The sequence below is a fragment of the Delftia sp. GW456-R20 genome, from assembly GCF_001622915.1.
Taxonomy (GTDB): domain Bacteria; phylum Pseudomonadota; class Gammaproteobacteria; order Burkholderiales; family Burkholderiaceae_C; genus Comamonas; species Comamonas acidovorans.
Window position 1 is genome coordinate 2629285 of sequence record NZ_LWCN01000004.1, and the last position, 13083, is coordinate 2642367.

Annotated in this window: 12 protein-coding genes; all 12 read right to left on the reverse strand. The window is 67.6% G+C overall.

What is annotated here, in order from left to right; translation table 11 throughout:
- Position 1 precedes the first annotated feature (1 nt).
- The 12 genes from A4F85_RS17040 to A4F85_RS17095 all read right to left on the reverse strand — a co-directional run bounded on the left by A4F85_RS17040 (position 2) and on the right by A4F85_RS17095 (position 13062).
- Positions 2–772 (reverse strand): class II aldolase/adducin family protein, encoded by a 771-nt coding sequence (locus A4F85_RS17040; RefSeq protein WP_063327242.1) that lies wholly within the window; start codon positions 770–772, stop codon positions 2–4.
- Positions 773–831: 59 nt separating this feature from the next.
- Positions 832–2376: a class I adenylate-forming enzyme family protein gene (locus A4F85_RS17045; protein WP_063327243.1), complete on the reverse strand. Its 1545-nt coding sequence runs from the start codon at positions 2374–2376 to the stop codon at positions 832–834.
- 86 nt (positions 2377–2462) lie between these two features.
- Entirely contained in the window at positions 2463–3449 is a 987-nt protein-coding gene (locus A4F85_RS17050) for a tripartite tricarboxylate transporter substrate binding protein (RefSeq protein ID WP_012203334.1), read from the reverse strand.
- A gap of 125 nt (positions 3450–3574) precedes the next feature.
- Entirely contained in the window at positions 3575–4507 is a 933-nt protein-coding gene (locus A4F85_RS17055) for an electron transfer flavoprotein subunit alpha/FixB family protein (RefSeq protein WP_034390428.1), read from the reverse strand.
- 14 nt (positions 4508–4521) lie between these two features.
- On the reverse strand, positions 4522–5271 hold the full coding sequence (locus tag A4F85_RS17060) for an electron transfer flavoprotein subunit beta/FixA family protein (protein ID WP_012203332.1): 750 nt from the start codon (positions 5269–5271) through the stop codon (positions 4522–4524).
- Positions 5272–5393: 122 nt separating this feature from the next.
- Positions 5394–6368: an NAD(P)H-dependent flavin oxidoreductase gene (locus A4F85_RS17065; RefSeq protein WP_063327244.1), complete on the reverse strand. Its 975-nt coding sequence runs from the start codon at positions 6366–6368 to the stop codon at positions 5394–5396.
- 7 nt (positions 6369–6375) lie between these two features.
- Entirely contained in the window at positions 6376–7389 is a 1014-nt protein-coding gene (locus A4F85_RS17070) for a Bug family tripartite tricarboxylate transporter substrate binding protein (protein ID WP_043819980.1), read from the reverse strand.
- Positions 7390–7454: 65 nt separating this feature from the next.
- Positions 7455–8474, reverse strand: coding sequence for a Bug family tripartite tricarboxylate transporter substrate binding protein (locus tag A4F85_RS17075; RefSeq protein WP_013804145.1), 1020 nt, complete (start codon positions 8472–8474; stop codon positions 7455–7457).
- 118 nt (positions 8475–8592) lie between these two features.
- A complete protein-coding gene (locus tag A4F85_RS17080) occupies positions 8593–9849 on the reverse strand; it encodes a CaiB/BaiF CoA transferase family protein (RefSeq protein WP_034390422.1) in 1257 nt (418 codons plus the stop codon).
- Between the two features lie 42 nt (positions 9850–9891).
- On the reverse strand, positions 9892–10692 hold the full coding sequence (locus A4F85_RS17085) for an oxepin-CoA hydrolase, alternative type (RefSeq protein WP_047326166.1): 801 nt from the start codon (positions 10690–10692) through the stop codon (positions 9892–9894).
- A gap of 16 nt (positions 10693–10708) precedes the next feature.
- Positions 10709–11845 carry an acyl-CoA dehydrogenase family protein gene (locus A4F85_RS17090; protein WP_063327245.1) on the reverse strand — a complete coding sequence of 379 codons (1137 nt, stop codon included), beginning with the start codon at positions 11843–11845 and terminating at the stop codon, positions 10709–10711.
- A 20-nt stretch (positions 11846–11865) separates the two neighbouring features.
- Positions 11866–13062 carry an acyl-CoA dehydrogenase family protein gene (locus tag A4F85_RS17095; RefSeq protein WP_016450299.1) on the reverse strand — a complete coding sequence of 399 codons (1197 nt, stop codon included), beginning with the start codon at positions 13060–13062 and terminating at the stop codon, positions 11866–11868.
- Positions 13063–13083 lie beyond the last annotated feature (21 nt).

Consider the following 13083-nt stretch of genomic DNA (forward strand, 5'->3'; position numbering starts at 1 on the left):
TTCAGTCCTTGTAAGAAGGGTCTATGCGGTCCAGGCGGCGCAGCAGGCCGGGCCAGGCCAGGCCTGCGCCCTTGCCCTTGGTGACCTGGCGCGACTGGTTGACCGCATCGGCAATGATGTCCTGCGGGATGCGCGTGAGCTCGCCGCCGCCCGACTGCGCCAGGATCTGGATGCGGCAGGCCGACTCCAGCGTGTACATGGCCAGCACGGCCTCGGCCACGTTGCGGCCGCAGGTCAGCAGGCCGTGGTTGCGCAGGATGAGGAAGTTGCTGGCGCCCAGGTCATCGACCAGGCGCGGCTTCTCGTCGTCACGCAGGGCCACGCCTTCGTAGTCGTGGTAGGCCAGGCGCGCCAGCGGGAAAATGGACTGCTGCGAGATGGGCAGCAGCCCCTCCTTCTGCGCCGAGACGGCCACGCCATAGCGCGTGTGCGTGTGCAGCACGCACTGCACCTCGGGGCGGCCGTCGTGGATGGCGCTGTGGATGACGAAGCCGGCCGGGTTGACGTCGTACTCGGTCTCCATCAGCGGCCGGCCCTCGTGGTCCACCTTGACCAGGCTGGACGCGGTGATCTCGTCGAACAGCATGCCGTAGGGGTTGATCAGGAACTGGTCGGGCTGGCCCGGCACGCGCGCCGAGATGTGGGTGAAGATCAGGTCGTCCCAGCCGAAGTGGGCGACCAGCCGGTAGGCGGCGGCCAGCTCGATGCGGGTCTGCCATTCCTCGGCCGTCACCTGGCGGCGGACCTCGGACATCATGGTGTCGTTGCTCATGGGGTGTACCTCTTGGTGGACATCGTGGTGGACATCGTTTGGAGAAAGCATCCGCCGGTTCAGCGCCCCGTCGCGTACTGGTCGCGCAGCTCGCGCTTGAGCACCTTCCCGATGGCGCTGCGCGGCAGCTCGGCAATGAAGCGCAGGTCCGCCAGGCGCTGGGTCTTGCCGGCCCGCTGGTTGTACCAGCCCATGATGTCCTCGGGCAGGGCCGGCTGCCCCGCGCGCGACACCACGTAGGCCACGGGCGTCTCGCCCCATTGCTCGGAGGGCACGCCGACCACGGCCACGTCGTCCACGGCCGGGTGGGCGCGCAGCTGGGTCTCCAGGTCGCTGGGGTAGATGTTGAAGCCGCCGCTGATGATCATGTCCTTGCGGCGGTCGAACAGGGTGAGGAATCCATCGGCATCGAAGCGGCCCACGTCGCCCGTGCGGATGAAGCGCTTGCCCGTGGGGTCGAACCATTCGGCCTCGCGCGTCTTGGCGGGCTGGCCGTGGTAGCCGGTCATCATGCTGGCCGAATGGCCCACGACCTCGCCATCCTCGCCGGGGGCGACCTCGCGGCCGTCCTCGTCGATGAGGCGGATGTCATGGCCCTCGGCGGGCTTGCCCACGGTGTGCAGCTTGTCCTGGTGCAGATGGGCTTCGAGGATGCAGGTGCCGCCGCCTTCGGTCATGCCGTAGAACTCGGTCAGGCTGCCGGGCCAGCGCGCCACCACGTCGGCCTTGAGCTCGGCCCGGAACGGCGCGCTGGTGCAGAACTTGGCGCGGAAGCTGGACAGGTCATGCTCGCCGAACTGCGGCAGCGCCATGATGCGCTGGTACTGCACGGGCACCAGCATGGTGTGGGTGACGCGGTGCTGCTGGGCCAGCTGCAGGTAGCGGGCCGCGTCAAATTTGGGCATCAGCACCACGCAGCCGCCGCTGCCCAGCGTGGGGAAGAACACCACCAGCGTGGTGTTGGAATACAGCGGCGTGGCCAGCAGCGTCGTGCCCTCGGGGCCGTAGCCGTAGACGCTGCCCCGGTTGATGTGGGCCCAGCGCATGCCGTGCGACTGCACGATGCCCTTGGGAGTGCCCGTGGTGCCCGAGGAATAGATGATGTTGAATGGCGCGGCCGGCTCCACGCTCACGGGCGCGGGCTGCGCGCCTTCGGGCGCCAGCCAGTCGTCAAAGGCCCGGCCGGGCGCGGCACCGTCCAGCGAGATGCATTGCAGGGCGCCGTCGGCAGGCACCAGGTCCTGGGCCGTCTTGTCGAGGAACAGGTGGCGCGCCTGGGCATCGCGCAGCATGGAGGCCAGGCTGTCGGCCGTGGAGGACGGCGCCAGCGGCGCAACCACCACGCCCGCGCGCAAGGCGCCCAGGAACAGCGCGGCATAGCGCACCGAGTTCAACGCGCAGATGGCAATCGCCTGGCCGGGCTGCACGCCGTCGCGCTGCAGCGCGGTGGCCACGCGGTCCATGAGGGAGTCAAGCTGCGCGTAGCTCAGCGTCTGCTGGTCGTCGCGCAGCGCGGCATGGGCGGGCTGCTGGCGCGCGTGGCTGCGGATCAGCTCGGCCAGCGTGGTGAAGGGCGCATCGGGCGAAGGCAGGGAGACAGTCATGAGGGACTCCGTTTCACGAATTCACGAATCTCAAGCGGACTGCGCCCGCCAGCCTCCTGGCCCTGCGGGCGCATTGGAGGACAGGCCTACTTGGCGGCCAGGCCCAGGCGGTCGATCAGGACCTTGTCCTTGGCATAGGCCTCGCGCACCCACTGCGCATAGTCGGCGCCGGAGCGGTACCAGGCGTCCTGGTTCAGCTGCTTGAGCACCTCGATGTGGCGCGGGTCATCCATGGCTTTCTTGAAGGCGTCGTGCAGCTTGCGCACCACGGCCGGGTCCATGCCCTTGGGGCCGGCCAGTCCGTAGGGCGAGGTGGAGACCACGCCATAGCCCAGCTCCTTGGCCGTGGGCACGTCGGGCCAGCGCTGGGTGCGCTTTTCGCCGAAGGTCATGAGCAGGCGCATCTGGCCGCCATCCACATAGGTGTCCCAGCCCGAGGCATCGCTTTGCGCGGCCACGTGGCCGCCCAGCAGGGCCTGCTGCAGGTCGGCGTTGCCCTTGAAGGGCACGTGGTTGAGCGTGACCTTGGCGTTCTCGGCCAGCTCCTCCATCAGCAGGTGGGGCGAGGAGCCTATGCCGGTGGAGCCGTACTCGATCTTGCCGGGGCTCTTGCGCGCGGCGGCAATGTATTCGTTGAAGCTCTTGTAGGGCGAGTCCGAGCGCACCGTGAAGCCGAAGGTGTAGCCCGAGACGCCGATGATGTAGGTGAAGTCCGTGACCGGGTTCCAGGCCGTCTTCTGCATGTGCGCCATGCGCAGCATGGACATGGGGAACTGGGTGATGGTGTAGCCATCGGGCTTGGCCGTGCGGGACATGTTGCCCGGGCCCAGCGTGCCGCCCGCGCCGGGCTTGTTCTCCACGATGATGGTCTGGCCCAGCTGCTTGCCCGCGATGTCGGCCAGGGTGCGCATGTGGCGGTCGGTGGAGCCGCCTGCGGGGAAGGGCACGATCAGCGTGATCGGGCGCGTGGGAAAGTCGCTGGCCTGGGCCCATGCCGGTGCGCTGGCGCCCGTGGTGGCCACAAAGACAACAGCCGCAAGCGCAAGGCTGCGGCGGCCAATGGAAATCTGCATATCTGTCTCCTGCATCTCTGAACCAGGTGGGGCCGGGGCACATGCCTTGTGTGCCGCTCTGGCCAGGGCCCGGATACTTCACCCGGGCCCGTTGGCACCGCCTCCCGGTGCGGTGCCTTGCGTTCTTACAGCGACTGCACCAGCTCGGGCACGGCCTGGAACAGGTCGGCCTCCAGGCCGTAGTCGGCCACCGAGAAGATCGGTGCCTCGGGGTCCTTGTTGATCGCCACGATCACCTTGGAGTCCTTCATGCCGGCCAAGTGCTGGATGGCGCCGGAAATACCGGCCGCAATGTACAGCTGGGGCGCCACGATCTTGCCAGTCTGGCCGACCTGCAGGTCATTGGGCGCATAGCCTGCGTCCACCGCTGCGCGGCTGGCGCCGATGGCGGCGCCCAGCTTGTCGGCCAGCGGGGTCATGACTTCGTTGAACTTCTCGCTGCTGCCCAGCGCGCGGCCGCCGGAGACGATGATCTTGGCGGCCGTCAGTTCCGGGCGGTCGTTCTTGGTGACCTCACGGCCCACGAAGCTGCTCTTGCCGTTGTCGCCAGCGGCGGCCAGCTGCTCCACCTGGGCGCTGCCGCCCGTGGTGGCCGCTGCGTCAAAGCCCGTGCCGCGCACGGTGATGACCTTGATCTTGTCGCTGCTTTGCACCGTGGCAATGGCGTTGCCGGCGTAGATGGGGCGCTCGAAGGTGTCGGCGCTGTCCACCTTGGTGATGTCGCTGATCTGGGCCACGTCCAGCTTGGCGGCCACGCGCGGCGCGGCGTTCTTGCCGCTGGCGGTGGCGGGGAACAGGATGTGGCTGTAGTTCGAGGCAATCGCCAGCACTTGCGCCGCAATGTTCTCGGCCAGGCCATCCTTCAGGCTGGCGCCATCGGCGTGGATGACCTTGGACACGCCAGCGATCTGGGCCGCGGCCTGCGCGGCGGCGCCGGCATTCTCGCCCGCCACCAGCACATGCACGTCGCCGCCGCAGGCCAGGGCCGCAGTGACGGTGTTGAGCGTGGCGCTCTTGATGGAAGCGTTGTCGTGTTCTGCAATAACGAGGGATGTCATGTCTGCGAATTCCTTTAGATGACCTTGGCTTCGTTCTTGAGCTTGCTGACCAGGGTCGCCACATCGGGCACCTTCACGCCAGCACCGCGCTTGGCGGGCTCGGCCACCTTGAGCGTCTTCAGGCGCGGGGCCACATCCACGCCCAGCTCTTCAGGCTTGACCGTGTCCAGCTGCTTTTTCTTGGCCTTCATGATGTTGGGCAGCGTGACGTAGCGCGGCTCGTTCAGGCGCAGGTCGGTGGTGATGACGGCCGGCAGGCTCAGGGCCAGGGTTTCCAGGCCGCCGTCCACTTCGCGGGTCACGTTGACCTTGTCGCCAGCGACTTCGACCTTGGAGGCGAAGGTGGCTTGCGGCAGGTCGGCCAGGGCTGCCAGCATCTGGCCGGTCTGGTTGGCATCGTCGTCGATGGCCTGCTTGCCCAGGATGATCAGGCCGGGCTGCTCCTTGTCGACCAGCGCCTTGAGCAGCTTGGCGACGGCCAGGGGCTGCAGCTCCTCGGTGGTCTCCACCAGGATGCCGCGGTCGGCACCGATCGCCATGGCCGTGCGCAGGGTTTCCTGGCACTGGGCCACGCCGCAGGAGACGGCGATGACTTCGGTGGCCACGCCCTTTTCCTTGAGGCGAACGGCTTCTTCGACGGCGATTTCGTCAAAGGGGTTCATGCTCATCTTGACGTTGGCGATGTCCACGCCCGTGCCGTCCGACTTCACGCGGACCTTCACGTTGTAGTCCACGACACGTTTGACGGGTACAAGGATTTTCATGAGAAAGCTCTTTCCTGGTTTTTGAAGTACGACCTACGCGAGAAGGAACAAGGCAAGCGGCTTGCCATGGGGCGCAGCACGTTGTCGCATCCTGTTTGCGTAAGCCCTGTGAAGATGGGCGGTCAGCGGGCCAGGCCGGCCAACCGCTCGTTGATCAGTGCATGGGCCTGGTCCATGATGCCGGAGATCAGCTGCTGCACCGTGGGCACGTCGTGGATCAGGCCGGCCACCATGCCACAGGACCAGACGCCTGCGTCCATGTCGCCGTCATGCATGATGCGCGGATAGACGCCGGCCACCTCGGGCGCGATGTCGGCAAAGGTGATGGCCGCGCCCAGCTCGCGCTCCTTTTGCAGCAGGCGCTCGGTGGCCGGGTTGGTCAGCACGCGCTCGGTGTTGCGCAGCGGGCGCATGACCAGACGCGTGTCCAGCTCGCTGGCCGCGACGATGGCCTGCTTGACGTTGTCGTGCACGGGCGCTTCCTGCGTGACAATGAAGCGCGTGCCCATGTTGATGCCCTCGGCGCCCAGCGCCAGCGCAGCCACCAGCGAGCGGCCGTCGGCCATGCCGCCCGAGGCGACGAAGGGAATCTTCAGTTCTTCGGCCGCGCGCGGCAGCAGGATGAAGTTGGGGATGTCGTCCTCGCCCGGATGGCCGCCGCATTCGAAGCCGTCCACGCTGATGGCATCGCAGCCGATGGCCTCGGCCTTGAGCGCATGGCGCACCGAGGTGCACTTGTGGATGACCTTGATGCCGGCTTCCTTGAGCGCGGGCAGCCATTTCTGCGGGTTGTTGCCCGCCGTCTCCACGACCTTGACGCCGCCTTCGATGATGGCCTTGACGTAGCCCGGGTAGTCGGGCGGATTGACCGAGGGCAGGAAGGTCAGGTTGACGCCGAAGGGCTTGTCCGTCATCTCGCGGCAGCGCGCGATCTCGCGCGCCAGCAGCTCGGGCGTGCGCTGGGTCAGGCCCGTGATCAGCCCCAGGCCGCCCGCGTTGGAGACGGCGGCGGCCAGCTCGGCCAGGCCCACATGGTGCATGCCGCCCTGGATGATGGGATGCTCGATGCCAAAGAGTTCGGTGATGCGTGTCTTCATGTCGATGTCACTCCACTGCAATGCCCTTGTCGCGGATCAGCTGGCCCCAGCGCGTGTAGTCCTGCTGGATGCGCTGGCCCAGCTGGGCGGGATTCTGGTAGGCGGCGATGGCGCCTGCGTTGAGCAGCTTTTCCTGGATGTCCTTGTCGGCCAGGATCTGCTGCACTTCGCTGGCGATGCGGTCGACCACGGCCTTGGGGCTACCCTTGGGCGCCAGCAGGCCGCCCCAGGAGACGGCGTCGTAGCCCTTGATGCCCTGCTCGGCAATGGTCTTGGTGTCGGGCAGCATGGCCACGCGCTGGGGCGATCCCACGGCGATGGCGCGCAGCTTGCCGGCCTGGATGTGGGGCAGCGCGGCCACGAGGTCGGCATACATGATGGGCACCTGGCCGCCGATGGTGTCGGTGATGGCGGGCACGCCGCCCTTGTAGGGCACGTGCTGCATGTCGAAGCCGGCCATCTGCTTGAGCAGCTCCATGCTCAGGTGGCCGAAGCTGCCGGCGCCCGAGCTGGTGTAGTTGAGCGCGACCTTCTGCGCCTTGGCGTGGGCGATCAGGCTCTTGAGGTCGGTGACATCGGGCAGCAGCGTGGGATTGACCACGATGACGATGGGCAGGTCATAGACCGTGGCCACGGGCGTGAAGTCCTTGACGGTGTCGTAGCCGGCCTTCTTGTACAGGTGCGGCGCCAGCAGCGTGGGCGTGGCCAGCATCATCAGCGTGTAGCCGTCGGCCGGGCTCTTGGCGACCTGCACGGCCGCGATGGAGCCGGAGGCACCAGGGCGGTTTTCCACCACCACGGTCTGCTTGAGACGCTCGCCCAGCTTCTGGCCCACGATGCGCGATGCCGTGTCGGTGGGGCCGCCCGCCGGGAAGGGCACGACCAGCCGCAGCATCTTGCTGGGCCAGCCGGTCTCGGCCAGGGCGCCGCCGGCCATGCCGGCCAGCAGCGGGGCTGCGGCCAGGGCCAGAACGCTGCGCCGCGTGGGGCGTGCCGGGGATGCGGGATTGCGCGTGTACATGAAGTCTCCTCTCAAAGCTGTCTCAGCAGTCGTCGGTGGCGGCCCGCTACCGCGGGCCGGAAAAATCAATCAAGCTTCGCGCCGGCTTCTTCCACCAGCGCCTTCCAGATCGGCATGTCGCGCTGGTAGTTCTCGCGGAAGGCCTGCGGGCTGTTCATCAGCGGCATGAAGCCTGCTCCCACGGTGCGCTCCAGCACCTTGGGGTCCTTGGCGATTTCGCGCAGGTGGCCGTAGAGCTGGTCCACGATCTCCTTGGGCACGCCGGCCGGCGCGCCCATGGCCACCCAGCCGTAGATGGCGTAGGCGTCGTCGGTGACGCCCTGTTCATGGATGGTGGGCAGCTTAGGCAGGATTTCCATGCGCTCCTTGCCGGTGACGCCGATGGCCTTGAGCTTGCCCGAGTCGATGAAGGGCTTGGTGTTGAGCGCGCTGGAAAAGCACATCTGCAGCTGGCCGCCGATCAGCTCCTGGATCATGGGCGCCTCGCCCTTGTAGGCGGCGTGGGTCATGTCGGCGTCCATGGTCTTGCTCATGTAGGCACCGGCCAGGTGGGCATACGAGCCCACGCCCCAGGAGCCGTACGAGAGCTTGCCCTTGTTGGCCTTCACGTAGGCCAGCAGCTCCTTCATGTTGTTGGCCGGCACCGAGGGATGGACCACCAGGGTGACGGGTGCCGCCGCGATCTGGGTGACCAGGGCGATGTCCTTTTGCGGGTTGTAGGGCAGCTTGGTGTAGAGGAACTGGTTGATCAGCATGGAGGTGCTGAGCGAGACCAGCAGGGTGTGGCCATCGGCGGGCGCCTTGACCACGGCGTCCGTGCCCAGGATGCCGGCCGCACCCGCGCGGTTGTCGATGACCACGGGCTGGCCCACGCGCTTGGCCAGGGCCTCGCCGATGGTGCGCGCAATGATGTCGGTGGCGCCGCCCGCGTTGAAGGGCACGACCACGCGGATGGGCTTGGTGGGCCACGCTGCCGGCTTGCCGGCCTGTGCGAGGGCGCTGGTGGCACCCGTGGCCAGCAGGCTGGTGCCGCCGATGGCGGCCAGCCCTTGAAGAATGTCGCGGCGTGTGACTTGGTTGCTCATGGTTTTGTCTCCTGGGTATTGCTGTCTATGGGTGCCGTCTTGGTGCGGCATGCAAACCTGGCGGGTCGGGAGCCGGGCATCAATGGCCCCCGTGGAATCAGTCGCGTGATCGGTCCTCTTATCCCTGTTGCGCAGGCGTCTCGGGCAGGGTCAGCACGCCCTTGGACTGCAGCTGCTGCAGCTGCTCGTCGCTCATGCTCAGCAGCCGGTGCAGCACCTCGCGCGTGCCCTCGCCCAGCGTGGGCGGTGCATGGCGGATGGGCAGGCGCTGGCCGTCCAGGCGGTAGGGCGGCGCGAACACGGGCGTGGTGCCGACCACGGGGTGGGGCATGTCCTGCAGCAGGCCGCCACGGCGCGTGCGCTCGCTGGTCAGGGCTTCGTGCAGACCGGCCACGCGGCCGCAGGGGATGCCGGCGGCCGTCAGGCGCTCCAGCAGCAGATCGCGCGGGAAGGAGCGGATCAGTTCCTTGAGCATGGGGCCCAGCTCCAGGCGGTTCTTGGCGCGGTTGACGTTGGTGGAGAAACGCTCGTCCTCGACGATGTCGGGGCGCATCACCACCTGGCGGCAGAACTTGTCGAACTGGGCGTTGTTGCCCACGGCGATGATCAGCGGGCCGTCAGCGGCCTCGTACATGCCGTAGGGAACGATGGAGGGGTGGGCATTGCCGTAGCGCTCGGGGTCATGGCCGAGCTGCATGGCGTCCAGGCCGTAGTAGCCGGTGATCATGATGCCGCTGTCGTACAGCGCCATCTCGATGAGGCGGCCCTTGCCCGTGCGCTCGCGGCGGAACAGCGCGGCCAGGATGGCCTGGGCCGCGTACATGCCGGTCATGAGATCGACCACGGCCACGCCGAACTTGAGCGGCGGCGTGCCGGCCTCGCCGTTGAGCGCCATGAGGCCAGCCTCGCCCTGGATGACCAGGTCGTAGCCGGGGCGCTTGGCCTCGGGGCCGCTGCTGTCATAGCCGGCCACGGCGCAGTAGATGATGCCGGGCTTGATGGCCTTGAGCTGTTCGTAGCCCAGGCCCAGCTTCTCGGCGCCGCCGGTCTTGAAGTTGTGGATGACCACGTCGAACTGGGGCAGCAGGTCGTGGACGATCTTCACGCCCTCGGGGGTCTGCAGGTCCAGCGTGATGGACCGCTTGTTGCGGTTCATGCTGTTGTAGTAGGTGGTCTCGGTCTTGCCGATGCGCAGGCCCCAGTCGCGCGTGTCGTCGCCGCGGCCCGGGTGCTCGACCTTGACCACTTCGGCGCCGAAGTCGGCCAGCACCATGCCGCACAGCGGCCCCGCGAACACGCGCGAGAGGTCGAGCACGCGCACACCCTCCAGCGGGAAGTCGATGTCCTGGTTCTGATCGTTGTGGCTGTCGGCCATGTGCGTTGTCTCCTTGGAAAGTCTTTTAGGTCTTGAGCGGTTTCAGCCGCGCAGCTTGGTGAAGTCGGCGCTGCGCTTTTCGAGGAAGGCGCCAATGCCTTCGCGCGATTCCTCGCTCTCCTGCGAGCGCACCATGTACTGCGCCTCCAGCTCCAGCTGCTCTTCCAGCGTGTTGCGCGGCGCCTGGCGGCACAGGTCCTTGATCAGGGCCATGGCCTGGTCGGGGCCGGTGGCCACCTGGGCGGCCAGCGCCACGGCGTCGGCCTGGGCCTGGCCCGGTTCGGACAGGCGGTTGACGGGGCCCAGGGCGTGCAGGCGCTCGCCGCTGATGCGCTCGCCGGTCAGGCACAGCTCGGTCAGCACCTGGCGCGAGACGAACTCGGCCAGGAAGGCGGTGGCGCCGCCATCGGGCGTGAGGCCGACCTTGACGTAGGCGACCGAGAACACGGCGTTCTTCGCCGCCACCAGCATGTCGCAGGCCAGGGCCAGCGACAGGCCCGCGCCGGCCGCCGCGCCTTCGACGGCGGCGATCACGGGCTTGGGAAAGTCGCGCACGCTGCGGATCAGGTCATGCAGGCCTTCGAGCTTGGCACGTCGCTCCTGCACAGGCAGCTCGCGGCGCTTGGCCAGCTGGCGCAGGTCGCCGCCCGCGCAGAAGTGGCCGCCCTCGCCCGTGAGCACCACGGCGCCCACGGTGGGGTCGGTCGCCGCGCTCTTGAGCGCCGCCGAGACGGCCGCGTAGAACTCGGGCGACAGCGCGTTGCGCGCGGCCACGTTGTTGTTGGACAGCACCAGCACGGCGCCTTCGCGGCGGGTCAGCAGGACTTGGTTCGCTTCGGTCATGGCGGCTTTCCTTGGCTCAGTGCTGGGCGCCCAGGGCGATGTAGCGGGAGAGGTGGTGGTCCTCGTCGCCGAACTGGTGGTCGATCATGACCAGGCGCTTGGCATAGTGGGCCAGGGGCAGTTCCCAGGTCATGCCGATGCCGCCATGCATCTGGATGCTTTCCTCGGCCACCAGGGTGCCGATGCGGCCGATGCTGTACTTGGCGGCCGACAGGGCCTTCTCGCGCGCCACGCGGTCTTCGTCCGCAATGGCGGCGGCCGCGTTGATCACGGCCGAGCGCGCCTGCTCCACTTCCAGCAGCAGGTCGGCCATGCGGTGCTGCAGGGCCTGGAAGCTGCCGATGGGCACGCCGAACTGCTTGCGCGTGCGCAGGTACTCCAGCGTCTGGTCCTTGGCCACGTCCATGGCGCCCACGGCCTCGGCGGTCAGCGCCAGCACGGCGTAGCCGCTGATACGTTCCAGCAGGGACAGGCCCCGGCCTTCTTCGCCCAGCAGTGCGTCTGCGCCGACCTGCACCTTGTCCAGCACCAGCTCGGCCGCGCGGCCGCCCTCGATGCGGTTGTAGCCGCGCTTGGCGATGCCTGCGGCATTGCCGGGGACCAGGAACAGGCTGATGCCGGCCTCGTCGTACTGGCTGCCCGAGGTGCGGGCCGAGACCAGCAGCAGGTCGGCCTTCTCGCCGAAGGCGACCACGCCCTTGGCACCGTTCAGCACCCAGCCGTCGCCGCTGCGCACGGCCGTGGTGGCGACGTTGTTGAGCTCGTAGTGGCTGCCGGGCTCGTCATGGGCCAGGGCCGCGATGGACGTGCCGCCGATGATGGCTGCCAGCTGTTCCTTTTGCGCATCGCTGCCAGCCGCGATCAGGGCCTGGCCCACGACCAGGGCGCCCAGCAGCGGCTCGGCCACCAGGCCGCGGCCCAGGCATTCGAAGACCACGCTGATGTCGAAGCCCTGGCCGCCGAAGCCGCCAGCATCCTCGGGGAACAGCGCGCCGATGGCGCCGATGTCCGCGAACTGCCCGTACAGCAGCGGGCTGTGGCCTTCCTCGCCATAGGCGACGTGGTTGCGCGCCTCGATGGCGTACTGCTCGGAGACGAAGCGGTTGAGGCTGTCCGCCAGCATGCGGCGGTCTTCGGTGTGTTCGAAGTTCATGTTCCGTTTTCCTTGCCGGATCAGAGGCCGAGGATCATCTTGGAGATGATGTTCTTCTGGATTTCGTTGGAGCCGCCGAAGATCGACAGCTTGCGGTAGTTGAAGTACGCGGCGGCGGCCGTGGCGGCAGCCGCGTCGCCGATGGCGGGCTGGTCGTAGCCGGCCTGCAGGGCCTCTTCGATGAAGGGCGCGGCGTAGGGGCCCATGGCGCGGCGCACCAGGGACAGGATTTCCTGGCGGATCTCGGTGCCGCGGATCTTGAGCATGGAGCTTTCGGCGCCCGGCACGCCGCCGCCGGCCACGGCGGCGATCACGCGCAGGTTGGTGGTCTTCATGTTCTCCAGGTCGATCTCGACCTTGGCCAGGCGGGCCGCGAACAGCGGGTCCTGCGTCAGCGGCTTGCCGTTGCGCAGCATGCGGCCGGCGACGGCCTTGAGCTTTTCCAGGCCGGCCACCGAGAAGCCCACGCCCGCGATGTTGGTGCGCTCGTAGGTCAGCAGGTACTTGGCGTAGGTCCAGCCCTTGTTCTCCTCGCCGACCAGATTCTCCACGGGCACCCTGACGTCGGTGAAGAAGACTTCGTTGACCTCGTGCTCGCCGTCCAGCGTGATGATGGGGCGCACTTCCACGCCGGGCGAGTTCATGTCCACCAGCAGGAAGCTGATGCCCTGCTGCGCCTTGGCTTCGCGATTGGTGCGCACCAGGCAGAAGATCATGTTTGCGTGCTGGCCCAGCGTGGTCCAGGTCTTCTGGCCGTTGACGATGTAGTGATCTCCATCGCGCACGGCAGACGTCTTGACCGAGGCCAGGTCCGAGCCCGAACCCGGCTCCGAATAGCCCTGGCACCACCAGTCGGCGCCATTGAGGATGCGCGGCAGCCAGTGGGCCTTCTGCGCCTCGTTGCCGTACTTGATCAGGACGGGGCCCAGCATGCTCAGCCCGAAGGGCACGATGCGCGGCGTGCCCGCCAGTGCGCATTCATGCTCGAAGATGAATTTCTGCACCGCGCTCCAGCCCGGGCCGCCGTGCTGCTCGGGCCAGTGGTTGGCCAGCCAGCCGCGCTCGTTGAGGATGGCGTGCCAGCGCTCCATGTCCTGCTTGGTCAGCTGCAGGCCGTTCTTGACCTTGTGCGACAGGTCCTCGGGCAGCTTGTCCTTGAGGAAGCCGCGAACCTCGTCGCGGAAGGCCAGTTCTTCAGTCGTAAATTGCAAATCCATTGCTATTCCCCAGTAATCCGT